Source organism: Massilia sp. METH4 (assembly GCF_037094685.1).
Classification (GTDB): domain Bacteria; phylum Pseudomonadota; class Gammaproteobacteria; order Burkholderiales; family Burkholderiaceae_D; genus Rugamonas.
This window is the reverse complement of record NZ_CP146614.1, coordinates 2323918-2350714: the sequence shown is the minus strand read 5'-3', so window position 1 is coordinate 2350714 and position 26797 is coordinate 2323918. Positions and strand designations below refer to the sequence as shown.

The window sequence follows — 26797 nt, the reverse complement described above, 5'->3', positions numbered from 1 at the left end:
TCGAGGGGCGCCGTGCATCCACTCTAGCGAACCGGCAGCGCGGCGGGGAGTAACAAGATCGTCGTGAATCCGGTCAGTGGCGGCGCCAGCCAGCGGCGCGTTCGCCCATTGCCGACCGCGCGTACTTCGCCGGCGGCTTCGAGGCCGGCCAGCGCACGCTGGACAGTCCGCTGGCTCGCCCCTAGTGCCAGCGCCAGCGCCGAAGTGGACCAGGCCGCGCCGTCGGATAGCAAGGCCACGAGCGATGCCTGTCCGCCATCGATGGGTGGCTCGAGCAACGCGAGGTCGCGCCCGTCGCGCGGCCGGATCGCGAACCCGTGCGAGGTGGCGGCGATGTCCGCCAGCGGTGCGGCCAGCGCGCGCAGGCGGCCGATCTCGACCCGCAGGCGGGCCCGGTGCGTTTCGTCCGGCCGCCGGATGCGGAAGGCGCGCGCGATCAGGTCTTCGCGGCCGGCGGCACCGGGCCAGGCTTCGGCAAGCGAGCGCGCCAGCGCGAACAGGATCGGCCGCCCCGCCAGCGGCAGCCACGTGTCGCCGGCACCGAGACCGCGCCGGCAGGCATCGACCACCAGCGTGTCGGCTGCCAGCAGCGCGGCCACTTCGCCCAGCCTCAGCACCCGCGTGCCGTCCGCTGCAATGCACCGCGCCGCTGGGCGCACGAGCGCCGTGCGCGCTTCCTCCACCTCGGCCTGAAGGGCCGGTATGCCGGCATGGGCAGCGACCGCGTGGGCACGTTCCAGCGCCGTGTGCGCCGCATCGATGCGCAGCGCGCGCAGCGCCAGCTCGCCTGTGCTCAGCGCGGCGATGGCGGCGAGCGCCGGCGGCAGGGGATGGCCAGCGAGCCGCGCCAGCGCACCTTCCGCCTCGGCGAGCCGGCCCAGCAAAAGCAAGCGGCGGGCCGCGATCAGCCACGCCTGCGCGGCATTGGCATGATCGGCGTGCGCTTCGAGCGTGGCGGCGGCCTGGGCCAGCGGTCGCGCAGAACCGCCGAGGTCGCGCATGGCCAGCGCCACTTCCGCCTCCGCCACCAGGCAGCGGGCACGCGGCAGCGCTTCGTGCCCGCCGAACCCGCGGGCGGCGGCACGCAGCAGTTCGCGCGCCCGCGCATACTCGCCCAGCTGGGCCATGGCAATGCCGCGCAGGGCCAGGGCGGGCGGGTCGCCCCGCAGCGCTATCCGGTTCAATGCGCCCAGCGGGTCGCCGGCGGCCAGCGCGCGCGCCGAAGCGGAGATCAGGGAATCCATGACGAGAGGCTACACCAGCCGGCGGCGCAGATTGGAAAACGCCGGCAAGCGGCCCGGTTTCCCGGGCCCCCTCTCACCCTGCGCACCGGTGAGGCTACGCGACAGATAGCCCCAGGTCCCCGGCCACCACCGACGCCACGCCTGTCAGCGTCGCGACTTGCGTCAGTTCACTCGCGCTGACGAGCGCGTCGTCGCCGCCGCTGGTGAACAGGTACACGGCCGTGGTGCTGCCGCTGTGCAGCGCGAACAGCGCCGTCTCGCCCGCCACGTACGCCTCGGTGGCGCTGCCGATCGTCTTCGCCGCATCGGCGAGCCTCAGGCTCTTCGCGTCCTGCGTGAAGATCACCAGCTCGGCGTCGGCCGAGTAGCCGCCGGCGCTGCTGACGGTGCGGGCGCCGTCGATTACCGCGTCCCCATTGCCGATCGTGCGCGCGACCACGAGCTTGTCGATGCCGCTGATGAAGTCGGTGACCGTGTCGTTGCCGGCACCGACCACGAGCGTGTCCCTGCCCGCGCCGCCGGTCAGCTTGTCGTTGCCCGTGCCGCCGGCGATGAGGTTGTCCTGCTCGTTGCCGATGCCCGTGAAGGTCGCCTTGCCGAGGTAGCGCAGTTGCTCCACGTGCGCCGCCAGCGTGTATTTCGTCGCCGTCGTCTCGACAATGTCGTAGCCGCCGCCCGCCGCTTCCACGATGCGGTCGCCGCTTGCGTCCACGCTGTACACGTCGTTGCCGGCGCCGCCATCCATCGTGTCGCTGCCCTTGCCGCCGATGAGGATGTCGTTGCCGTCGCCGCCCGCCAGCATGTTCGCAGCGTTATTGCCGGTCAGCTTGTTGTCCGACGCATTGCCGATCACGTTCACCGCCGCGGTCGAGGTGATCGCCGCATGCTCCACGTGCACGCCGAGGGTGTAGGTCGCCTTCGACTTGATGGCGATATGGACGGTATCGATACCCTGCCCCGCCAGTTCGATGGCGATATCGCCAACGTTGTCGACGATATACGTATCGTCGCCCTTGTAGCCGCTCATCGCGTCGGCGCCAGCCAGGCCGTCGATCGTGTCGTTGCCGTCGGTGCCGGCCAGCGTGTCGTTGGCCAGCGACGCCACGTTGAAGAAGATCTGCCCCATCGTCTTCACGCCATCGCTGAACTGCACCTGCTCGATGTTCTTCAGCGTGATCTTCTGCGCGCCCTTGACCAGCACGACATCGGTAGCATTGGGCCGCTGGGCCGTGTAGTCGGCGAAGGCGCCGGCCAGCACGAAGGTGTCGGTGCCGCCCCCGCCATCGGCGGTATTGTTGGCGCTGCCGCCGGCGATGACGTTGTCGAGCGCGTTGCCGGTGGCGCTGAAGGCCCCCGTACCCAGGTAGCGCACGTTCTCCACGCCGTCCGCCAGCGTGATCCTCCCGAGCGTGGTGAAGACCGAGTCCGTGCCCTCGCCCACGCCCTCGGTAACCGTGTCGCCCGTGGCGTCGATGTAATAGACGTCGTCGCCGCTGCCGCCCGCCAGCACATCGCTGCCCTTGCCGCCGTCGAGGGTGTCGTTGCCCGCGCCACCCGTCAGCACGTTGGCGCCGGCGTTGCCGGTCAAGACATTGTTCAACGCATTGCCGTCGATGGAGACCCCGAGCTTGCCCGCGATGGCGATGCCGTTCTCGACGAAATCGGGCAGTTGCCAGGCCTTGCCCGCGTAGGCCACTTCCGCCGTATCGATGCCGCCGCCGGCCCGCTCGACGACCGCGGTCCCGGCATTGCGGATCACATACGTGTCGTCGCCGAGACCGCCCGCCAGCGTATCGGCGCCGTCGAAGCCGTCGAGCCGGTCGTTGCCGCTGGTTCCCTGGATGCTGTCGTTGCCGTCGGGCGGCAGGCCAGAGAGCAATTCGGCCAGGGAATAGTATTGGCCGGCCATGGCAAAGTACTCGACATTGCGCACCGTCAGCGTCTGGCCTTCGCTGTCGGCGCCCGCGCCGATCCTCGTGAACACCAGGCCGTCGGGGCCCGCCCGGCGGATCGTGTAGCTGTCGCGGGAAGCCATCGCATACACGGTGTCGATCCCCGTGCCGCCGTCGAACACGTCGTTGCCGGCCATGGCGGTGATCCCGTCGTTCCCCGCGCCGCCGAGCATCGTGTCGTCCCCCGCGCCGGCCGCCAGGTGATCGTCGCCACCCCCTCCTTCCAGCCGGTCGTCACCCGCGCCGCTGGTGAGCACATTGTCCTGCGCGTTGCCGATGCCGGTGAACGACCCCGTGCCCACATAGGTCAGCGCTTCCACGTGCGCCGAGAGCTTGTACCGGTTCCCGGCCGCGAACACCCTGTCGATGCCGCCACCCGCCGTTTCCTCGATCACGTCACCGGGGCCATCGACGCGATATTCGTCGTCCCCCAGGCCGCCGCGCAGCGTATCGTTGCCCGCCCCGCCATCGATCGTGTCGCTGCCGTTGCTGCCGTCCAGCACGTCATCATGCGCCGTGCCGGTCAGGCGCAACAGGCTGTTCAGTTTTGCCATGTCCATCTCCTTTCAGATCACCCGGATCGGGTGTCGAAAGGTTAGTGACTGGCGCGGAACCGGTCATGGCGGGGAGCAAGGTTTTGGGCTGAACTATTTGCGATCACCACGAAAAACCTCCGATAGTGACATGATACCTATCGAAAGTGTCCGTCGACACGGGGAAGCCCAGTGAGTTGCAGTGCTCTTATGTGGTTCAACGTTGTAAATCGTCGAGTTTAATGGCTTCCACGGCTTCGCCCATCTCCGCATCCGACAAGAAAGGCGCTTGCGCATACACCAGACCTTGCTCGCCACTTAAGCGTGCGGCGAGGTGTCCACGGCCCAGTAATTGTTCAGCGCCAGGGCGGTCTAGAACGATTTTCGACGTCGCTTCGCTGGCGACTTTCAAAATCAACCGATTTCCTAAGTTGTCGCGCAACTGCATCGGCATCACGTCCTTGTCAGGGCGCTGGGCGCCAAAGAACAAGTGGATGCCGGCTGCGCGCGCCTTCACACCGAGACGCTGGACCGCAGCACTCACCGCGGCCTTATAGGCATCATCCAACATCCAGTCCGCAAACTCATCGTGTACCAAGAACATCATCGGCAAACGTTCGCTTGCCTCGACGCTCGCGTTGTAGGTAGTCAGGTCGCGCACCCGGGCGGCAGCAAACTTCCGATACCGTCCTTCCATCTCGTCCACCAAGCTCGCCAATACCTGGGCTGCGCGCTCTTTTTCGGTCACGACCGGCTCTTGCAAGTGCGGTAGGGAGTCTAGGACTGCGTAATCGACGCCCATCTTTGGATCGATCAAAACGATCTTCGCAAGCACCGATGAATTGGTAGCAGCGATATCGAGCAGCAAGGCCTGGATGAGCACCGATTTGCCGCTACCGGTGGCGCCCGCCACTAGGGAATGCGGTTCGTGTTGAGTCATTCCACCGAAGTCGCCCGTCAGATTCAAATACAGCACCGAACCATTCAATTCTTGAAATCCTAGAATCAGCGAGCCATTGATGCCAGCGACGTTGCGATTGATTCGGCGCGTATGCCAAACATTCCACAATGACACCGCTTGACGGCGTTCCCCGGCAAGTGTGACGACGATCTCGCCCGGTTTCGGTTGAATCGTGACCAAACGGATCCCATGCGTCGTCAGCAACTGCGTACGGCGCGCTTCGATGTCATCCACGCGCAGCTTATCGGAGCCGGCAAAGCGCACCAAACAACCATTTGGGGTCAGTCGGGTTCCCAAGACTTGCGCTTGCAAGCCATAACCGTTGAGCGCGGACTTGAGCTGGCGGGTGGCCTCCTGGGCCCACGCGTTACGTTCTTCGTCATCGGTCGTCGCTGCGGCTTTCGCTGCCACCAAGGCGCTCAGAGCGGGACCATATTTGGAGACGCTGGCACCCATGCTTGACGCTGGCGGCGTGCTGGCATTGGGCAGTGTGGCCAAGGTGGACTCCGAGGTGGTCGTTGGCGCGGGGTGCGGCATTGCCGCGGCTTGTGGCACAACTACCGCGCTGTGTTCTGCCGTTACCGGCATGGATACGCTGGGCGTCGCCTCAGTCGCCACGACCACATCATTGGGCGTTTTTGGCGCCGGGATCAGCTGTCCCACCATCTCGGTCCAGGTCGTGCGCCGGGCGGGTGACCGTATGTCGACTACACTCCACGGTGCATCTGTGGCAAGCGATTGCCGCACCGCGATGGAGTCCCCTTGCGCGACATATGCATCCAACAGCTGTCGCAGTTTTTTCCTGTCGTAGACCTCTTGTGAGGCGGGCGATGTACCTTTGACGGCCACGACATGCCGCCCAGCACTGATGCCTGCGCCATCGTCTTCCTGCGAATGCACGAACACTTGCGAATAACCGCGCATTGAAATCGCGACGTTGCCGTCACGGATTGCTGAGCGCGCACGTTCAAGCAAGCCGGTCAATCCAGGTGGGACCACCGCGTCGAGCAGCAAATCGGCTATACGCGAGAGCCACAAATCGCGGTCGAGTCGGCCGGGATCACCAAACAGGGCCTCATCCAAGGTCGACAAGGTTGCGCCTAATTGTGCAACCGAAGAGCGTTTTGCGTCGGCTGCGCCTTGCGCAGACACATACTTTGCCTCAACCACGCAGATATGGCATTGGATGCCGTCTTCATCTTCATGAACACATAAGCCCAACAGGTCCGCGAGCCGGCTTTCTTGTTGCGCCAGCCAAGACGCATAATCGTCAAGCAGGAAAAATACTTGAAGCTGTGCCTGCGTCCCGCGGCTGATGACCGCAAATTCTTGGGTCATCAGCCAGCGACTCAACACCAGTCCGATCAATTCACCAGCGGACACGCCGCGCTTAGCGGCACGCATGACGATATCGCCCGACACCAACAACGCGTCGTCGACCAAGCGCCTGGCCACCGTGTCGAGTTGCTCGTCGTTTGGCGCGAAGCCGATTTCGACCAGACGACGTTTGACGAGGACCGACAACAAACGCAGTTCACTTGTCGAACTCACGATGACGTTCCGACCATTCGTTTGGTGGCGACGATAACGTACGACGGTCACACCGTTGGCGCGCAGTTGGCGCTTATCGAGCAACTCGTCATAGGTCGCAACCCACTCCGCCAAGCCGTGCGCTTCGTCGAGCATCGAGCTAAGCTTCTCGTCTTGCAGCGAAATACGCCGTGCTGGGACAAATGACTTGCCCTCAACGTGGTCAATTTGGCGCTCGGCCGCGTGAATCGCGTCAACCCATGCGCGGCCCGACCGCGTTTGTCTCGGACACGTTAGGAAGGTAGCGGCTTTCAATTCGTCTTCACCGGAGACGGCGCGATACGACCAGCGTGACGGCGCGTGCTCGAGGTCGTCAGTATGGTCGGTGTAGCCAACGGGGAGCCATTCAACGGTCGCGGTACGCGCAACGACATCGTGCAAGAAGGCCACGTCGAACGGTTTGAAGCCGTGCGGGCTCTTGGCGGCATTGGCGCCTGGCGGCGACACCGAGACCCGCAGCTTCGACATGAAATTGTCTGAGATCTCGCTTGTGACCGGCATGTCGCCTTCGGCGTCGCCTTTCGCTACCAACTCCGAATAGATACCGCGTAGCTTGGCTGGCGTGCGATGACGGACGGCGATATTGCAGTGCATCGCGCGGTCCGTTTGCATGGCTTCGAGCTCACGAATGGCGGCAACCGGCAAGGCCGCCGCATCCGCGTCGTACAACAGCACACTCAGGTTGTTGGCTTCGTGCGGTTGCAGGCTGACGAAACGTTCGAGCAAATCACGCACCTGTTTGGCGGCCGGACCGGGCAGCACATCGGTCATGCCAGCCGTTTCATCACGCGCGGGCGGCTCAAACAAACTGTAGCCATTGACTGTGGCCGTTTCCGCCACCAAGGTCAAGCCCTTGTCTTGCGTCGCCAAGGCGATCTCAGGGTAGAACGGATGCTCGAGCTCCTCCGTGAAATCACGGAAGAAGATCTTCGAATCGCCAAAGCTCACATTTTGGCCAATGAGCAGGTGTGCGATCAATCCGGCCGTGCGTCGTGTTTTGATGGACAGGGCTTTTAAGCGCTCCGGGTGCCAAGGCGGGATAATCAATGCCTGCGGACTACCGGATAGCCTCACGGTACCAATCGACAGCACGGGTGCTAGGATGTGCAACCGACACACGTCTCCCCGCGCGTGGACCAACAGCGTACGTAGCAATTCGCCATACGCGTCCGCTTGCGTCAGCATGGACTCGGCATGCAGGCCGTCGTTGAAAAAATCGTTCAGTGCACGCTCGTAATCGTGTTCGAACGTGTTCCACGCCTGGCGAATGGTGTTGCGCTGATCGGCGCGATAGCGGCCATTCTTCGCTTCTTCCTCGATCCGCCTCTTGATCTCCTTTCGCATGTCCACCATACGGCTCGACGGCGGCACCAAGGATCCAGCGTCGCGACCAAAGACGGCCTCAAGGGTACTCACGTCCAACAACGAGACACTTTGCGCGGCGCCTTTGCTGCTAACGAGCTTACGCGACACATCAGTACACGCAATGCCACCCTTGGACAGCAAACGTTGTACATCTTCCCTGAGCGCCAAGCCAATGGCACGCGCGTTGCAGGACCACAGCAATTGGGTCTTTTGCAACGCGAACTCGTCCTGGCCGCGCCGTTCAACCAACGAGACGTCGAATTTCAGTTGTGTCGCTGCCCGGCTTTCGGAGACGTTGACCTTGTACTTGTTGTTGCGATTCGCGTGTGCAAAATATTCTGGGAAGGAGAACAAAGGGTCGTGTGGATTGTGCCCCTTACCATCGACTTGCCACTCGACGCGTTCACCAAGACTCTCGCGCAGACCACGGTACATCATCGAGAAGAACGCACCTACGTCGTGGTTAAAGTTGGTACGCCAATCCTTGCTCGTGCGGCGCACCCGAATACGCAAGAAGCGATCGCCCTGCACGCTGTCCACACTTTGCGTCAAGCGATGTGTGGCCGTTACCAACCCGTCGAGTAAGTCAATGCACTCGACGGGCTTACCGAAGATAATCTTTTCCCAGCGCTTACGCAGGTCACTGTTCTCTTCAATAAACTGCCGATGGCGGTCAAAGAATTCCTCGTCCTCTGGCTTTTGCCAATCCGAACGGCGTTCCCTGGCCCTAAGTTCTTCAAGGTACTGTGTCCACCGCTCATCGAGGACGTCAGGATGGTCGTCGTCGAAGAACTCGCGGGTGGCAGCCGCAAGGCCCAACTGGCGCTCTTTCGGGCGGTCAAAGATCAGGTTGACGCCATCGGCTTCCCATTCCAGTTCAGCCAACGCGGCAGCAGCGTGCTTGTCCCCGGCATCGGCTTGGATAAACGCCCGCACGATAGGACGGGCGTGCTCCGCGATCAATGATTCGTTCGCGTCATACCGCTCTTTCAATTCAGCCGCGTCGATCGGCTGTCCGTTTTTACGCGACTTCCCAAGGAGCTCCCTCCGATCAAGGGCGGTCTTGTCGAATTGCTTGCGCCATGGGCTCATGGCGGTACCAAAGGTGCGTTCGTTGGCAAATAACGAGCGATCACGGGGTAAACCAAGAATAGGCAATGCATAGCCAAGCGCCAGGCGAATCGGGAAGCCTTCGACGTGGATCGCACTAGCGACGGCTGCACAATATTCCCCGGCTTGGCGCAACGGCAGATCGAGCTCAGCGGCGGCAAACAAACCCGCCAACGCAGCGCGGAAAATCCGCATGTCGTCGGCGGTCGGCGTAACACCGACGATGCGCGTGGCGGCCTCGGCCCAAGCCTCGCTGTGACTCTTGAATTCGCGCGCGCCCAACGCGGCCACATACGCAACGGTATCCGCAATGCCGGGCTCATCACCGTTGGCCGTCAACAGGACCGGCTTGTCGGTATTGAAATTGCGCCCATCCCCCGCATTGCCGGAGATCGTCGCCCCATCCGGCATTTCCTCGCCGTGCACTAAAAAGACTGGCACTTTGACGTCAATCTGTCCCGCCAATATTGGGTCGCTCGTCACCTCGCGCACGACCGACGCGATCTGTGCGGAAGACAGCCGATCAAGCCGGAAACGCGCAGTGGTGTCTTGCGCGGTCTGCTCCATATCGGCAATACGTTTTTTTAGGACTGTGGCACCCACCCGTCCTACGATACGGTTTGCCTGCATCAGCCAGCCTCATTAGTAAAAGGATTCTCGACAAAGGCACATGCATCGGACAAGCGACGCAGAAGCCCGAGACTCAACAAGCGCGACTGCAGCTTGGCCGCGTTATCACTCAAAGCCTCTTGGTCAACCAGATTGTCTTTGACAAAGCGCACCCCTTCGACCTCGCCACAAATCAAGCCGTAGCGCTTTTTCGCCATTTGTAGGAACTCCGTGAATTCCATCGGTCCCTTGACGAGGGTAACGACGAGTGTCTTGAGGAATCGATCGTCGGGCGCATACCGGGTCCGGCGACTCAAGCGCCGCGAGCTCAAGCCGATCGCACGCGACCAGGCCGAATGCACTTTGCCTAGGTGTTTCGAATGACGCGACGTGGCATCTTCGATCAGTTCATCGACCAAGCCCTGTGGTGTTTTATTGGCATAACTGCTGTCCTGCGGCGGCCATTGGAACATCCCGGACAGCACCTCCGCGCATGCTTCCGAGGGGTTCGCCGACGCGAGCGCCTGGTGCCATTCGGGCAGCCCAGATACGCCCTGGATCGAGGTGCGCACGGCGCGTGTCGACAGCGTTTGATAGTGCTGCCAGGCGTCGCCCGACAGCGTGCGTACCTTACTGCGGTCCTGGGACACGATTTCGCACAACAGCTCAAGCGGATCGGTGTCGCCAACCACCGCCTTACCCTGCTCGATGAAATACAGCAGCAAATTTAAACCCGCCGAACGCACGAGATGTTCGATCGCATCTTCGATCGGCATTTGGCACGATAGGATTGTGATCCAGTCTTCGCACATGCGGTCAAAGCGCGCCAGTCGACCTGCTGGTAGATAGCCGGTCTTTTTCGGCGAATTCGCCAATTGTGGCGCGCCTTGAACGGCTTGCGCCAAGCGGTTCAGCTGCGTCGAATGGTCGAACAATCGCGCGTTCAACAGCTGCCCCAATTCGCTTGCACGCTGGGCGCGTGCCAACATCAAATACAGCAGCTCGCCAGTACGGCCGAAAAAATTGCGGTCGTTCGTGCCATTGCCGTTGCTATCGACTTTCAGATCTTCGTATAAGGTTGCTTTCCCGTACGGGAAGACAAACTTGGAACTCCAGCGCTTGTTACTGTTGGCTTCAAAGGCGGACGAGCGTAATACGTCGACGGCACGCGCAAAATCGTCGAAGCAATCGAAGACGTCACGTAGATGGTCGAGGTCATGCTCCCCGAGGCCGACCGCGCCGTCCAAAAATAGTCTGGTCCACTCCGACCATTTATCGTCGTCGGCCACACGGCGACGGGCAACGGTATCGATGTGCGGGTTATTGAACAAGATATGGCGCAAGCGGAGTTGGCGCTGCGGGGTGTACTCCGCATAGCCATCGGCGCCGACCTGAAACGGCTGGGCGACGTTCGACGCGTACACCGTTAAAAACTCGAGGAAGGTCAGATGCGGTAGTTGGGCATCGTGTAATCTGTGCCCCCAGATATGCTCATCAACCGCAAAACTGATGTTGTCGTGAATACGTGGCCTGATCATGTCGGCACCCTTACCGTGATACGCTCAAGTGAGCCGTTGCCGTTGCGATCATTGATCTCGATGAACGATAGATCGAGCTCACCGTCGTCACTACTGCCATACTCAGCAGCCAGCCCACGACGTTCGGCTTCGGATTGCCGCAGCAAGCGCGCCTTGAACGCTTGCACATCCTCTAAGCACTCATTCGAGAAACTACCCGGCAGGGCGCCTTCGGCAACGTGACACAGGAACTCGAACCGGATCGGAGTGAGATCGAAAGCCACCTTGGCTTGATCAGCCCCGAGCGCGACCTCGACACTCGGTACGCCAGTCGTCTCATTCCGCCGGAACGCAAGCCCGGTCCCGCCGGCCCCCCTGCGTACTGCAATTTCGGTCTGGCATAACACACTGGTGCGTGACCGCGTCGAGGCACCGGCCTCGGCCACGAACACTTTGTCGACGTTCTCCAACAGCAATCCGGTAAAGACGCGATTCAAGCCCTTGATTACCATGGCCTTGGCGCGCTCGGACACCGTATTTTTAAGGCCGTCGAACGAGGTCAACAGGGACAAGTAAGCGCCAGCGTGACGGAACGCCGTCAGCTCCCAGAACGAGTACGGCGTCGTCGCGACATCGGGCAAAGTGAAAAACAAGCGCCGCCGTTGATCCGCCAAGCGTTTCAGGAATTCGTTGGCGTTGCCGTCGCCGTGGTCTCGCTCATCCCCTTCGAGATAGGCGCGCTGCGCTGTGATAAACGTGTCCGAAGCCCCAAATAAAGGATCGTTGGCGACGAGGTCGTTGAAGTCGGTTTTCAGACGCGTGTCATCCGACCCATACACGAGTAAACCGTCCACGCCGTTTCCGGTCTCAGCGCCGACGCCAAACACGGCGAGCGTGCGACTGACGGGCTGCGCCGCGGCGCGTTTCGGCTTGAGGTTCGCGAAGAAGGTGTTACGGTAAAGACTCGCCTGATCCACAGTGCCTTCGGACTGGATCTTCGGCACGTCGGCGCAAGTCATCAGGCCTTCTTTCGCATCAGGATGGCCAAGCACCACATTCGTTACCAAGGTCAGCATGTCGCGAACCGGCAGATGGGTGCCATTCAAACGCGACAGCTCCACCAAGTCACCTAGCCGCCTTGCAAACGAACGATCATCGTGCTGGCCGAGAATGCGCGTACGGTTTTCGTAAATCGGACACACTTGGCTTGCTGGGTTGAATGCGCAATTATTGCAGCGCGACCATTCGGGATGCTTCGCGACTGCATTGAGAACGTCATCGAGTGACCCACGGTTCGACGCTTTACTCAGGTCTACGACCTTCAGCCTAGGGTGGCACGCGTCAGGATCAAGAAATGCGCACTGCACGGATTCGCGCAATGGGCTAATCGGTCCGCCATGTTCGCGCGCACGCAAGTGCTCCAAAATCTTGCCATGGTTCGTCGCGATCACATACGAGACGCGGTCGTCGCCATCGACCGATGCTTGCAGACCATCACAGATATGCTGACTGTCAATGCTGCCGAGTGTCACGGCGCTCAAGTCTTTAACGAAAACGATCATGCGCTCCGCAACTTGCAGCGTCTTGATATTGCCGGACGAGTTCCATTCGGCTTCTGCACCGCCTAGCCGGTCCCACAGATTGCGGCAATGGTAGGTTTTACCGTCACCGGCCGTACCGGCAACGAGCAACGAGCCTTGGCCCGTCTGAAGCGCTGCGAACATTTCGTCGAGACGTGGCGTGGGTAGGGTGATTGGCTGCACACTTGCACGCTTCAGCGCTTTATTGACGTGTTCGTCGAAGAGATTGCCATTGGTCGGAAGTGGTCCGTAGTTTCTTAAAAATCGGACCCAGGTGGAAGCTGGAGGGCTGATCGGTTCAGTCTTCTCGGACATGGTCGAGCTTTCGAAGAGATTCGCTGTAATATTAGCGAAGTGATTTCGCCATCTTAACCTTTCTTGGAATCAGGAAAAAGCCGTTATTGTCAAAAATAAACTGCGGCGTGTGGAGTGTTGCTGTGCTGTCACGCTTTGAAGTGGGTAAACTAAGGGCACTCTGCCATAAGTACAGCGTGGAAACTCATGTCTCCCAAGCGGGCCCGCTGCATCGATGACACAACAATTACCGATCTGTCTCCAATGGCAGCTTCAGAACTGCTCGGACGCGCGTTGGTTTTGCCGTAGTACCAAAGCATTTCTGGATCTAGACGACGATGTCCAGGTCAGCCTTGAACGGCTCATCGGCACGCGTCTTGGCGGGACGCGCACGCGTTAGCGGTCGTCGATCCGAGCTTGATCCGACGTCGTGGCCCACGCCTCATGCGCGAGCAGAGAGGCACGATTGACTGGCTCTCGAATACAGGTGTCTATAAGCACGTCGAGCTCCACAGTTATGCTCGGTACCGCGAGCTATTGCGCCGTGTCCCCAGCTTCGTCGCCAGTCTGTACCAAGATGGTTGTGATGGACGGACGGGCGCCGGTTGAGGGATTAAGTGAAAGCAAGCAACCGGCCTCTGTGTCTTAATCGTGCGATTTTCGCAGCACCCGGGGCACCCGCCGGCCAGAGAGGTTCGGTAGCATGGCTACGAGCTGTCGCGCAGGGGTTTGCGAATAGCTGACGTGAATAGGCCGGTCTTTGCCATAGAAATACACGCGGTCTACAAGCGTGTTTTCAAACACCCAGTTCGCAACTTCTTCCATATCTTCGTCCTCGACCAGAAAGTCGCAGGCGGCACCGAGCCGTTCGCAAACCGGTTTGCCATTTCTCTTCCGTTCGTGCCCCGCGTGCTGATCGAGTTCGACCGCGATCCGCCCGCTAATTTCCTTCGCCAGTTCCTGAGAACAGAAGCCATAGGTAAGCTTGACCATGCCGAAGTAGTCGATCACCGGATCCAGCACGCGTGTTGCCAGCTCGTACAGAGCGGTGTACGTGTCCGCTTCGCGCGGGCGGTTCGCCAGGTCCAGCCGTGCTTGGGTCTCGCCGCACTCGATCAGGTCGCGATAGGTCAGATGCGTGCCGCACCGATCGTCGATAGCGGGAGCGCGCGTACAACGCCGCAGCGCGAAACCATCGACCTCCCAGCGAGCGCGAGTGAGCGTCAAATGAAACTCGGCCTCCGAAGGACCATACCCGGACAAGTCATGCAGACCGAGCTGGTCAAGGGCGTCCTCGAACGCCAGTTGCTCCGCAAAATGTGGGAACTCTTCATTGATGAAGCGCGACTTGTGATACAGCAGCGTGGGCGGATAGTCAACGCTGTAGTTAAACACGTCGAGATCCTGGTCGCGCAGGTTCACCTTCACTCGCTGCTGTAGACGCGGTAATGGCTGGGCCGCGAAATCCTCGAATTTCAGCAGCGTGACCTTGCCAGATCGGATATGAATTTTGACTAGGTCGAATTCCGAAACATCCCCACACAACAGGGTTGCGCAGGCGACGTAGACACGCAGCAGGGTTGGCAAGCGCTCCAGCAAACTGATGTGCAATTGCAGCGAGTGCCCTTGCGTTAGCCACCCGTAACCCTTAGCCGCCGCCTCTTGGGACGCGGCTTCGATTCGCGCGCGATTGCCAACGTCGAATAGCATCGCCCGGGCATGCGCTTGCCAAATCGTGTAGTCGCCAAAGAAGTAGCGCACGTCGGCGCGCAAACCAGGCTCGAGCTCACGGTAGGCAGCGCGCTGTTCGAATTGCTGCTGCGCGCCAAATACCAAAAGATCGGAGATACGGGCGACGCGTGAGGCGTCAAGTTCGCTTGTCGGAAACCGGTCGAGAGTGATGCGTTTGGTCTTTGCCCAAGAGCTGATCGATTGTTCGAGCCGAGCGCGCAACGCCTCGTCGACCTCATGCTTGTCGGCAGGCCTGCCGAGCTCAAGAAAGCGCTGCCACAGTCGTCCGAAGTCTTCCTGATGGGCCTCGAACAGCAGCGTGGTCCGGTCAACCGTCGGACGCGGCCCTTTTGGCTCGCGCGGGATCCGCGCTGGCCTGGAGGGCTGGACTTGGCGCGCATAAGTCCATCCCTGGGCAGTCGCTTGGCGCTGTCGTCCGTAGCGCGCCGTCAGGAATCTCTGCTCGAGCTCCTTGTCCCGGAACACGAAAAACACCCCGGGTACGACCGCGATAGCATTTTCATCCAGCGTGTGCTCGATGAAGTCGCGTAGCTGTGCTTGCGAGTAGTATTTCTGAAAGGTGTCACGCGAGGACAGATAGCCATCCCGATAAGGTCGGCCGTCGACCGGACACTGGCTCGTTAGCATCGCAGCGACGGAGAGAACTCCTTGCGTCAGGGCGTAGGCGCCGCGCAAGGCCGCTACGCGCTCCTCGATATCTTCGATCACGTTGATAACGAAGCCGAGATTAACTGTGCGGGCCGGGGACTTCGGCGCATCACTCGCATAGTAGGGATCCCAACCAGCCGCAGCCACGCCGTTCGCTGCGAGGTTGCGAACGTCGTCGCCCTTGCCACAGCCGTAGTCGAAAAAGTTTGTATCGAAATCGATCAGCCCATGGCGCAGTAAAGCCTGCACAGGCGCAGAGTAATTCGAGCGCGACAGCGCAGTCAGGTGACGGCGCACACCACCGGCTTCGATTGACACGGATGGCGTATCGGGAGGAGCAATGGCGTTAGCGAGCGGCCGCAGCTGCCCGTCGATCAGTACGTAACCGCGCTCTTGAATCAACGCATGCCATTGCTCTCGAAAGCCAATGCGATTGGTTTCGGCAAAGAGCCCCAGTGCTTCCGCTGTCTGCGTCATCGTTCGGTATTCCTCGATTCGCATGTGTGAGGCTGGCAGCAACAATTCCTTGCGGTGCAAGATAGGCGGGTTGCGCGATTCTTCATAGTTACGATATACCACCGAACCGCGCTCGAGCGAGACGCGCCAGCTCCTGCCCAGCGCAGGGAAAGGGTCGTCGAAGAAGTCACGATAGTCCAGCAGAGACAGTTCGTCGCCGCGCGGGTTGAGTTTAACGACGTTAAAGTCTTGGTCTGGGCAAACACGCGCCAACTCGACCGCTTGCGCGGTGGCTTGGCGCCACGCTTCCGGCAGTCGCGGTAAGGCGGTCGTGTGGAGGTACAAGAAGCCGCCGACGAACTTGCCGACGTCAAAACCGCTAAACTGCTCTTTGCTCATGTCGATGGCTCAGGTTCAGGCCGCCTTACCGGCCGGTTGTCGATGCGCATGTCGAAGCGACGGATAGCGATCGCAGGTCACGTCAGCGGCTGAGTATATGACAACGCTCCCCCGATGAGTAGACCGAGGAGTAAAAGCGTGGGTTTGAGGGGGCAGATGGGGGACAGCCGCGGGCACGACGAATCATGCAAGAAGGCCTCCTTTTTGTCGGGCTAAAGCGGCCCATTCCCTATGTTCACTTATGGCAGATGTTGCACGATCCGCCACCTTCGTCTTCCCCGTACAGGTCGTCGATATCGATTGGCTCGTCCCACTGGCGCAAGGGATTGACGGGGCGACGCGCCGTTTCGCGTTCAAGGCGAAACTCGTAGTCCTTCTTGATCTGGATGACGCGTTCGGGCTTTTCGAGCTCGGTCAGCGGCTCGCCCTGTGTCCACGTAAACGGCGAGCCACTGTCCAAGGCGGTCTTTTCATAGCTTTTCGCCTCCTCGTACGCCTCCGGGTGCCGCTCACGCAGGCGCACCCACTCGATCTTCTGTTGGAAGAAGCAGAACGTGCAACCGGAGCGGCTACGCCAGTCGTAATACTTGGGCATGCCCACGCCTGACGACTCGAGGATCTCGATGACCCCCACTTTGTCGATCCCGGCCTCGCGGAACGGCAGCACGATTTTCAGGTTAGCCTGCGACGAGGAGTATCCTTGACGGTATTCCTCGTCGCCGCGGATTGCGACGTACGAGAACACCTTATCACCTGCAGCGAGCATGGGCCGCACATACTGCTCGAACGGCGCGAGTTTAAGTTGGCGCGTGCACCAGCGAGTCTGGGCGGAAGGCAGGAAGTTGCCATACTCGCGCAGCCAGAAATCGAAGTCACGACGTGGATTCAGCCTGAGAATGGGTTTGCCGAGAAAACCCTCCAAGCGTCCCAGAAACTCGTACACCTCCGGCAACTCCTTGCCGGTATCAGTAAAAAAGTATTCGAAGTCGACTTCCGGCATGGTTTGGCGCACATACACAGCCAGCGCCGCGCTGTCACGGCCACCTGACAAACCCAACACGTGTCTTTCAGCCATTCTTCATTTCCTTTTCGTAGAGGGTCGAACTGGCCTTTGCCAGGGCGGCGAACAGCAGGTCGCCTTTCAAACCTAGGCTCTCGAGGCGGCTCAGCACGTCGCGCGCGGCGGCGTCGACCGCTTGCTTGTCCCGACTCGCAAGCTCAAAGGTTTTGGTGATGACCTCGGACGCGCCGCCAGCGCCGACCACGACGGCAATGGCTTCACGGCCGAGTCCTCTGCCGTGCACGTTGACCAGGGCCTCGGCCCTGCGGAATGCGAGCGACAGATCCGCCACCGCCAGCAGCGCCCCGTCGATGTCGAGGTCGGTCCAGTCACGCGGCGGCTTGTTGGCTGCCAGACTAAGGATACCTTCGATTGCTCCGAGCGAGCCGTCGCGCTTGACCAAGCGCGCGGCGAAGCCTTGCAGACGCAGGTCGGCGCCGAATTTCGAAATCGGCTCGGCCCGCGCACGCAGTTCCGCGTCCCCACCCTCGCCTGCGTCGAGTGACTCGGCCATTTTTTGGTCGACCTTGCGCAGCATGAGCGGGTACGCATCGATCAGCTCTTTGAGCAAAGGTTGCAGCTGTGCGCCTACTTCCCGCATCGGCACTGCCAACGTCGCCGGCAAATCGACCATCAACAGCCGGTTCGGGTCGTTTGCACGCAGCAGGATGTCGCGCACCGCACGCGCCTGTTTAGAGACGCGCTGCGTGCGTTTGGCCCACGACGGCAGCGAGAACGCCAACTTCACCAGGCTACGCGACACCTCGAGCGGGGAACCACCCGTCGGCGCGAACTCGCATTCACGCACGGCCTGTGCGATCGCTTCCAGTGCGGCGGCGTGGTCACTGTCCTTGTCGACCCAACGCAGCTTGAAACGCCGCGGGTCTTGCAGGAGCTCGTCAGCATCGACGTCGGTTAGCTTCGGCTCAAACATGCCGTCGCGGTACACGGCGACGTGTTCGGCGTGGGACAAGGCGAAGGCAAGCAGAAACACGGGCATCAATCCAGACTTCACGCCGAACGGCGGCTGAGCCCAGAGGTTGTACAGCTCGGCAGCGCCGAGGCCCTTGCCGGCAGCGTCGAGGACTGCTTGTTCGGTCGCCTTCCATAAGCTGTGCAAGCCCGGCTTGAGGTCCGCCACGGGTGCCTGAAAGCCCCACGCGTTGTCGCCGATGGCGCCATGCAGTCCGGTCTCGGCGAGCACGGTCTCGTACAGTCCACGTTCGGCTGGGAAGCCCTCCATGCCGAGGCACTGCCGCTCGCCGTTGTTGACCATCCGATGCATCAGGTCACGCCGTGCCTTGACGCTGTTGGTCGAGAGCACGTCGCGGTTGATTATCTCGCTCCAGACGCTCGGGCTCGCGTGGAAGCGCGCATCTGCCATATCCGAGGCGATGGTCGACAGGCGTTGTGCCTTGCCGACGCCATCCTCGAACACCCAGCGCGCCTTGGCCACCGCTTCACGCAGCGATTCTTCGAGCGCGCCCTTCACCGCTAACAGGCGCGCTGCGACCTCGCGCCGCGCAACCGAATCGCCCTCAAGTTCGGGGCTCGTGTCCTGCACGATGCGTAACGAGACCAATTCAGCACCGAGGTCAGCGATCAGCGGATAGTTCGGGGGGACACCGAATACCAGCGCGCGCGTGGGATCCGGTCGCAACGTCGCCAATTTGTTAAGCACGTCGCGGTCAACAGCTTGGCGGTCGGGCAACACCAGCGCAAAGCGTCCGAATTCGCCACCCTCGGCCTTGTAGGCCTCGGTTAAGCGTTCGGCCTCTTGCAGGGTGTGCAGCGACACGCCCATCCAGCGGAAGGTCCCGGTCTCATGATAGTGACGCTTGGCGACGATCGGGGTGAGGCTGGCCATGCTCGTGAGGGTCGTGGTGTCCACACCGACGAAGGTTGCGCGTGCCTGGCCCAAGGCCTGGTCGATGTCGAAGTCGCTGCCCTCGAACACGGTCCACGACGGGACGTGTTTCCGGTACACGGCAACGCGCCAATGACTTAGTTTTTCAAGCGCCGTCGTGAGCTTTTGCTCGGATACAGTCGCTAGTGCCGTGCGCAGCACCTCGTCGGAGGCCATCAGGCCGGAGGTGCCACGGAAGATGTCGATCAAGGCGAGCACTTTCGCTAGCGCCAGTTCGACCTCGTCGGCACCTTTGGACTCGGCGCGCTCCACGGCTTCTACGGCCTGCGCCCAGCGGTGCCCATCCGGCGAAGCCAGAATCGCCTGCTCGAGGTTGGCGCGTAGATAGTCCCAATAGCGGTCCGGACCGTAGACACTGCTACCATCCCAGCTTTGCAGGAAATCCTGGAAGCCATGCGGCTCGAGCGAGGATAGGAAGCCGAACACGCTGCGTTCGTTTTGTCCGAACTGGCGACGCGACGCCGGTCCAAGTAGCGATGCTGTTACCGGATGCAACGGCCAGCATTTATCCAACAACCCTGCCATGCTTTCGCCAACGCTCGGACGACGGCTGGCGATCGCGGCCGCGATGACTCGCGCGGCCGGCGCGCTCTGTGGGTGCTTGACCCGGCATTCGATTGCGTTGCCGATCAGTTGAACGACTTCGTCGCCGGTAGCGACAAATGAGATATCCCCGTAGCGGCCCTGAATCTTTGCCCACTCTTCTCTTGCCTCGATGCCAAGGCGCGACGCGTACTGGCGGAACGACTGATGCAAAAGACCAATGACGACCAATCGACCTTTGGACCGCCCTGCCTGCTCTGCGAGATCCTGGAAAAAGTGGACATCCTCACCACCGGCAGCGGCTGCCTCAAGGAATTTTCCCATCTCGTCGACGAGCAACAGTACGCCGTCGAAACGCCCGCCTTCAGCCAAGGCGATGAGATCGTTAACGACTTGACTTGGTACATGCGGCGCGGCCGACTCAAAGTTGGCATCCAAGACCTTGGCGGTCTCGGCGGCAACACTGGCCCGTTTGCCCACAACGGGCAGCACCAACCAGCCTTTCGACGAGACGCGGAACGCGTCTTGGAAACCAGGCACGCGGTCGCCAAGGATGGTACGCGCGCGTAAGCGTACGGCGGCATTCGCCGATAGGGCGGACGCTAACACCACCGCAAGCGAAGATTTGCCACCGCCGTAGGGCCCGGTCCAAGTAAAGGCGCGATCCGACGTTTCGTTGATTTGCCGGCTCATGATCGTAAGTGCTTCACGCGCGGTGTCGGTCAGCACATAGCCGTCGAGCGCTTCCGGACGGCCGACGTCAGCGTCGATGCGGACAGAACGGCGATAATGGCGCGCAATTTGCACGGCTTGGGTCAAAGGCATCTCGGCCGCCTTATTCATACCACTTCTCCATCATGACGCGCTTAAAATTGCTGACGTCGAAGTCGCCGCGATAGACTTGCCGCAGTCCCGAGGTATCGGACCATTTCAGCCGACCGTCCGTTAAACTCGATAGCGAGAATAAGCGCTCTGCGGCCGACTCTTCGTCGAGCTTAAACACCCGCCCCGGCGATCCAACGCCGTAGGCAATCGACTCAAACGTCAACGAGGTCTCTCCAGCGTGATGGGTGTCCCAAAAATCGACCAAGGCCCAGGCGAAAAAGGCATCGCACAAGGACGACTTCGGCCCGCGGCGGAACGAGTACACGCCCTTACGTTCCTCTTGTATAAGGCCGAGCTCAGCCAACATAGGCTCGGCTGCTTCCTCCACTGAGCTCGATGCGGAGCGCGGCGCGTAGCCGCGCAGGCAGGTTTCCAAATCGCGCGCCAAGGTCGCTTGCGACAGTTTTTTGCCTGCCGAAATCGATTGCGCGAACTTTGCTAGTGTTGGCATCACTTCGTCGCGCGTAAACGTTTGCGCGTTCAGGATGTTGAACAGCCAGAACCACGTCGTCGAGCGTCGCCCTCGGCCCGCCAGACACCAATGGGCGTACCATGCGGTTGTCGGGTGCTCCGAATACGGATCATGCCCAGAATCGCCGAAAATTTCCTTCGCGATCTCGCTGATCACGAAGTGCCGTTTCGACGCGTCTTCACGCATCACTTCGCAGGCAAGCGCCCAATGCTTGATTGAAGACACCATATTGCGCCCAACACCAAATGTCGCGATCGCGTTGTCATCAGAAAAGGTTTCTTTTGAAACTACCCAATGCTTGTCGGCGCTGTTGACAGCCTTCTTTAGCCACATTTGTCGCAGAGGAAAGGTCTCATGTCCTGAGAAATGTGCGTCGATGTGCAGTTCTTGATTAGCCATAGTCTGTTTCCGAGGTCCTGGAGACGTCGTCCAGCCGAAGATCCGGCGGACTGGTAAACGACGCCAGTTCGCATAATAGCAATTGTACCTCTTCCATGACCCGCTGTGTTTATCTGTAGGAAATTTTAATAACGCTCTACAATCTCGCATTGGCTTAGCTACTCAACATACCTTGCGCGAAGATTGTCGGGCGATTGGGGGTCCGTGTTGTATTTTACCGACAATTTGTTGACCTACTCAGAGCGATCGCCGCACATAAGGGAGTTTGTTTCGTAGCATAACTGTGGAACATAGCTAAAAGGTCTATTGAAGAGTTGTAGTTTGGGCTTAACCGCTGAGTGATCGTGAAGTGATTTATTGTGCGAAATGCGCACTGTCGGCAGGTCATTGCTACCTATTTTCTTCAAAAAATCTATTAAGACCGCCGCAGTAGCAATATGGGACCAAGTCGCTTCGGCAATAGAATCGAATTCACGTTTCTCAATGCGAAAGGATGCCTTCAAAATGTTCGGCTAGTTTTTCGTACTCGTAACACTCATCCCTCGGCGATAGCCTTGACGGCATGGCAGATCTGCTCTCATGCGATGCGTTTTGTTCTGTCGGTGTTAGATGGGTTCAACGCCTTCCCTGACCAGCATACACATAAGGTCACACTTCTTTAAAGTTTTCGCTATGAATCTCGGAACTCGTACATGAGGCTTTGTCGTTGAACTAAACCTATAATGTCATGCTTGGATACCATTCGGCTTGATACAGGCACAACCCCTACAGCAATTAATGCGACAAATACCTTTTTTGAGTTTTGCACCGCGACAGTGAACATCAGTAAGCACGAGAGTCAACTTGCAACAGGCTCATCAATATTTCCAACCAACTTGGCCTGCTACGTTGCCCCACACCGCCGCTCCCACTTGCGCAATAAATGCGCAAGTTGTGCATACAACAAGCAGTAACAAGAAAGCCCCGATGTACGGGGCTTTCTCAGATTTCATACATTTTTTGCTAGCTCTTGAGACTGCCTGAGCTAGCTCGCTCGAATCAGACATTGAACAGGAAGTTCAACACATCCCCATCCTTCACCACATATTCCTTGCCTTCAGCGCGCATCTTGCCCGCTTCCTTGGCACCGGCCTCGCCCTTGTAGGCGATGTAGTCATCGAACGAAATGGTCTGCGCACGAATGAAGCCGCGCTCGAAGTCGGTGTGAATGACGCCGGCGGCCTGCGGCGCGGTGTCGCCGACGTGGATCGTCCAGGCGCGCACTTCCTTCACGCCCGCCGTGAAGTAGGTTTGCAGGCCCAGCAGCTTGAAGCCGGCGCGGATCAGGCGGTCCAGGCCCGGCTCGTCCATGCCCATGTCGGCCAGGAAGGCGGCCTTGTCTTCTTCTTCCAGGTCGGCGATTTCCGCTTCGATGGCGGCGCAGATCGCCACGATCGGCGCGTTCTGGGAAGCGGCGTATTCCGTCAGCTGGTCCAGCAGCGGGTTATTCGTGAAGCCCGTGTCGGACACATTGGCCACGTACATGGCCGGCTTGGCGGTGATCAGGCACAGCGGCTTGATCAGTTCCATCTCTTCCGCCGACAGGCCCAGCGCGCGCACCGGCTTGGCGTCGTTCAGCGCCGGCATCACTTTTTCCAGCAGCGCGACCAGCTTGGCCGCTTCCTTGTCGCCGGAGCGCGCCTTCTTGTTTTCGCGGTGGATCGCTTTCTCGACCGTGCCCATGTCGGCCAGCGCCAGTTCGGTCTGGATCACGGCGATGTCGTCCAGCGGGCTGACCTTGCCGGCCACGTGGATCACGTTCTCGTCCTCGAAGCAGCGCACCACGTTGACGATCGCGTCCGTTTCACGGATGTGGGCCAGGAACTGGTTGCCCAGGCCTTCGCCCTGCGACGCGCCCGCCACCAGGCCGGCGATGTCGACGAATTCCACGATCGCGTTGACGATGCGCTCGGGCTTCACGATCTCGGCCAGCTGTTTCAGGCGCGGGTCCGGCACCTCGACCACGCCCACGTTCGGCTCGATCGTGCAGAACGGGTAATTCTCGGCCGGGATGCCCGCCTTGGTCAGCGCATTGAAAAGGGTGGACTTGCCGACGTTGGGCAGGCCGACGATGCCGCATTTGAGACTCATGGAATTCCTTGTGAAATATGTAATGCCGTCGCGGTGTGCGGTGCGGAAAATAGTCGCATTATAGCGCCCGCCTGCGGGCCGCGGCGCGGCGCCGGGGCTGCCGGGGAAGCCGTCAGGCGGCCGTTACAGCGCGGTCGCGGCCGCCCCGCTTCGCCTCGTACAGGGCCGCGTCGGCGCGCCCGATGAGCTCGGCCGCGCCCTCGCCGGGCCGCGCGGCCGCCATGCCGATCGATACCGTCACCGTCAGCGCGGCACCCTCGACGGGAATGCGGGTGCCGCGCATGCGCTCGAGCACCCGCTCAGCCACGCCCAGCGCGGCGGCGGTGTCGGTGCGCGGCAGCGCCACGATGAATTCCTCCCCGCCATAGCGGGCGGCCACGTCGCCATCGCGTGTTTCTTCGCGCAGCATGGCACCCAGCCGGCGCAGCACCTCGTCGCCGACAGGGTGGCCATGCTCGTCGTTGACGCGCTTGAAGTGGTCGGCATCGACCAGCAGCAGCGCCAGCGGTTCGCGGTGGCGCTGCGCCGTGCCCAGCAGGCGTGCCAGGCTGTCCATGAAGTGGCGACGGTTGAACAGGCCCGTAAGACTGTCGGTGATGGTTTGCACGCGCAATTCCTCGGACAGGGCTTGCAGGGCGTCGTGCTGCCGTGCCAGCGCCGCATGCGCTTCTTCCAGCGCCGCGCGCGAGCGCTCGCGCTCGGCCTGCCGCAGGCGCGACTGCCACAGGTAGAGCAGCGACAGCGCCACCAGCGCGACGGCGCCGGCCGCCAGCATGGCCATGTGCGCCGCCGCGCTCTCGACCTCTTCCAGCGGCAGCAACAGGTTCACGTGCCAGTCCGTCTCGGGCACCGGGCGCCACACCATGAAGTACCGGCCGTGGCCGGCGATGTCGACGATCGTCGCGCCGCTTTGAAATGTACGTTCGGTATGCATGCGCAGCGGCGGGCGCAGCACGCCATCGTACTGGCGCGTGCGGGCCACGCTGGCGCCGTCGCTGGCCGAGAGCGCCGTGAGGGGCCGGTATTGCCAATCCTTGCGCGAGCTGAGAAAGGCTACCCCGCCGGCATCGGTCACGAGCACTTCGCCGCCGTAGTCGCGCACGTCCGGCATCGTCAGGTCGGCCTTCACCACGGCCACGCCCAGCACGCCGCCGTCATCGCGCTCGACCAGTTGCGACATGAAATAGCCCGGCCGCTTCGAGGTCGTTCCCATCGCGTAAAAATGCGCGCCACCGTCGGCCAGGGCGCGCGTGTAATAGGGCCGGTACGCATAGTTGACACCCACGAAGCTGATCTTGTCGCGCCAGTTCGATGCGGCGACCCCGGTGCCCTGCGGGTCGAGAATATACAGGTCGGTGGCGCCGGTACTCGCGCGCATACCGGCCAGGTGCATATTCGCCAGGCGTACGAGCTCGGGCGTGTGCGGCTGTTCCAGCGCGCTGCGCAGCAAGCGGTCATTGGCCAGCAGATGCGGCAGGTAGGTGTAGCGCCGCGGCGGCGCGAACAGCTGTATCGCGAAGCGTTCCAGGCGCGGCACGGCCGACAGTTCCAGCCGGGCCACCTGCTGCTGCCAGGTCATCGAATAGGCCAGCAACGCAGCCAGCCCCGCCGCGAGGGCCAGCACCGGAACGAGCACCAGGGGCGCCAATCCGATGCGGGCAAGGCGCTGGCGCCAGGGAGGCGCGGTCGGGCGGTTGGGGGCGGTCATCAGGACTTACTTGCCGGCGAGAAATTGAAGGCCGAGTATAAGTCAATGCCGCGCGCTTCGCATGGAAAGCCGGCCATTCTGCCCGGAATTTAACTTCCTGGCATCGATCAGTTGCAGGTTTGCGTCACCACTGCTCCGCCAGGGCCCGCCTGGCGGAGCTGCCCGCACGCCCGCGCGGCCGGTAGCTGCCGGTACCGAGGCGCACCTGGGGCGCCGGCTGCACGCCGCCGTCGGCCTGCAATTGCCAGGTCGTGGGCAATTGCAAATCATCCGTCACGCGCGCCCAGGCACAGACGAGATCGGGCGCCAGCTCGGCCTGGCCGAAGACGAACGGGCGCCCGGCCAGTGCCGCCGGCACCGTCAGCGGCACGATCGCCTCGTCGTCGAGCAGCGCGGCGAACGCATCGAGCGGCAGCGCCAGCCCGCTGCCCTCGGCCTTGAGCACCGCTTCCTTCAGGGTCCAGAACCGCATGAACAGGCGCTCGTAGCCGCTCCTCGGGCTGGCCAGCAGTTGCACCTGCTCGGCGCGGTGGAACAGCCGCTGCGCCACCAGCGGGTCGGCGCGGCCGCACTGCACGCGCTCGATGTCGACGCCCGCCGGCGCGCCCGCGCCCACCAGCAGCACGGCGCCGCCGCGGCAGTGCGACAGGTTGAAGGTCAGGTCCGGCCGGCCGCGCAGCGCCGGCTTGCCCCAGCGATTCGTGGCGAACGCCAGGCGAGCGGGGTCCACGCCGCCCAGTTCGGCCAGCACGCGGCGCAACAGGAACCGGCTGGCGAGGAAGTCGGCGCGGTCGCCGTCGAACACGAAGCGGCGGGCGCGCTCCCGTTCGCCGGCCGCCAGCCAGCCATCCACCAGCGGGAGCGCGGCCGCCACGTCGGCGCTGCGCACCCACACGAGCAGCGGCTCATTCCCAGGCAATTGCAAGTTCTTCATTGATGACCTCCGCCAGCGTGTTCAGCACGGCGTCGCGGCTGTCGTGGATGAAGAAATGGGCGCCGTCGAACTGGTGCAGCGTGAAGCCGGCCTCGGTCTGCTTCGCCCAGCCGGCCATCTGGCTCGCCGGCACCGCATCGTCGGCACGGCCCGCCAGTGCCGTGATCGGTACCGGCAGGGCGGGCGCGGCGTGGTAGCGGTATGTCTCGTGCAGGCGGAAGTCGGCGCGCAGCATCGGCAACAGCACTTCCATCGTTTCGCGGTGGCGCAGCACCGCGTCCGGCGTGCCGCCGTATTCGCGCAGCGCCTCGATGAATTCATGATCCGGCAACGCATGCAGGTCGCGCTTCGGATTCGGCAAGTCCGGCGCGCGGAAGGCGGAGACGAACAGGCGCTGCGGCGGAGTGACACCGCGGGCCAGCAGCGTGCGCGTCAGCTCGAAGGCGACCAGCGCGCCCATGCTGTGGCCGAACAGGAAATACGGCCTGTCGGCCAGCGCGGCCACGGCCGGCACCAGGCCGTCGACCATCGCGTCCATCGTCGTCACCGGCGCCTCGAGCATGCGACGTTCGCGCCCAGGCAGCAGCGCCGCGTGCAGCTCGATGTCGTCCAGCCCGCCCAGCCAGGGGCGGTACAGCGTGGAGCCGCCGCCGGAACTGGGCAGGCAGAGCAGGCGGGCACCCGCGCCGGGATTGGGACGGGAAAAGTGGGTAAACCAGGGATTCACGA

The 26797-nt window shown here is 61.7% G+C and carries 13 protein-coding genes; all 13 read right to left on the bottom strand.

Going from position 1 to position 26797, the window contains the following annotated elements; all coding sequences use genetic code 11:
- Positions 1 to 23: 23 nt before the first annotated feature.
- On the bottom strand, positions 24 to 1244 hold the full coding sequence (locus V6Z91_RS10400) for a helix-turn-helix domain-containing protein (RefSeq protein ID WP_338770076.1): 1221 nt from the start codon (positions 1242 to 1244) through the stop codon (positions 24 to 26).
- 94 nt (positions 1245 to 1338) lie between these two features.
- On the bottom strand, positions 1339 to 3750 hold the full coding sequence (locus V6Z91_RS10395) for a calcium-binding protein (RefSeq protein ID WP_338770074.1): 2412 nt from the start codon (positions 3748 to 3750) through the stop codon (positions 1339 to 1341).
- Positions 3751 to 3946: 196 nt separating this feature from the next.
- Entirely contained in the window at positions 3947 to 9385 is a 5439-nt protein-coding gene (locus tag V6Z91_RS10390; RefSeq protein WP_338770071.1) for an FtsK/SpoIIIE domain-containing protein, read from the bottom strand.
- Positions 9385 to 10902 (bottom strand): hypothetical protein, encoded by a 1518-nt coding sequence (locus V6Z91_RS10385; protein ID WP_338770068.1) that lies wholly within the window; start codon positions 10900 to 10902, stop codon positions 9385 to 9387. The genes V6Z91_RS10390 and V6Z91_RS10385 overlap by 1 nt, the downstream gene beginning before the upstream one ends.
- Positions 10899 to 12776 (bottom strand): hypothetical protein, encoded by a 1878-nt coding sequence (locus V6Z91_RS10380; RefSeq protein ID WP_338770065.1) that lies wholly within the window; start codon positions 12774 to 12776, stop codon positions 10899 to 10901. The genes V6Z91_RS10385 and V6Z91_RS10380 overlap by 4 nt, the downstream gene beginning before the upstream one ends.
- A gap of 624 nt (positions 12777 to 13400) precedes the next feature.
- The gene (locus tag V6Z91_RS10375) at positions 13401 to 16010 is read right to left on the bottom strand and encodes a DNA phosphorothioation-associated putative methyltransferase (protein ID WP_338770063.1); all 2610 of its coding nucleotides are present in this window, start codon (positions 16008 to 16010) and stop codon (positions 13401 to 13403) included.
- Between the two features lie 235 nt (positions 16011 to 16245).
- Entirely contained in the window at positions 16246 to 17085 is an 840-nt protein-coding gene (locus V6Z91_RS10370; RefSeq protein ID WP_338770061.1) for a phosphoadenosine phosphosulfate reductase family protein, read from the bottom strand.
- Positions 17078 to 20383, bottom strand: a complete 3306-nt coding sequence (locus tag V6Z91_RS10365) for an ATP-binding protein (protein WP_338770059.1) — start codon at positions 20381 to 20383, stop codon at positions 17078 to 17080. Before V6Z91_RS10365 ends, V6Z91_RS10370 begins: the two co-directional genes overlap by 8 nt.
- The gene (locus tag V6Z91_RS10360) at positions 20376 to 21296 is read right to left on the bottom strand and encodes a DUF4007 family protein (RefSeq protein ID WP_338770057.1); all 921 of its coding nucleotides are present in this window, start codon (positions 21294 to 21296) and stop codon (positions 20376 to 20378) included. The genes V6Z91_RS10365 and V6Z91_RS10360 overlap by 8 nt, the downstream gene beginning before the upstream one ends.
- Positions 21297 to 22334: 1038 nt before the next feature.
- Complete coding sequence (gene ychF / locus V6Z91_RS10355; protein ID WP_338770055.1) at positions 22335 to 23426, bottom strand: redox-regulated ATPase YchF; 1092 nt, start codon at positions 23424 to 23426, stop codon at positions 22335 to 22337.
- A gap of 112 nt (positions 23427 to 23538) precedes the next feature.
- The gene (locus V6Z91_RS10350) at positions 23539 to 25134 is read right to left on the bottom strand and encodes a diguanylate cyclase (protein ID WP_338770052.1); all 1596 of its coding nucleotides are present in this window, start codon (positions 25132 to 25134) and stop codon (positions 23539 to 23541) included.
- Positions 25135 to 25258: 124 nt separating this feature from the next.
- Positions 25259 to 26068 carry a 4'-phosphopantetheinyl transferase superfamily protein gene (locus V6Z91_RS10345; protein WP_338770049.1) on the bottom strand — a complete coding sequence of 270 codons (810 nt, stop codon included), beginning with the start codon at positions 26066 to 26068 and terminating at the stop codon, positions 25259 to 25261.
- A complete protein-coding gene (locus V6Z91_RS10340) occupies positions 26040 to 26795 on the bottom strand; it encodes an alpha/beta fold hydrolase (protein WP_338770047.1) in 756 nt (251 codons plus the stop codon). Before V6Z91_RS10340 ends, V6Z91_RS10345 begins: the two co-directional genes overlap by 29 nt.
- Between the last annotated feature and the right edge of the window lie 2 nt (positions 26796 to 26797).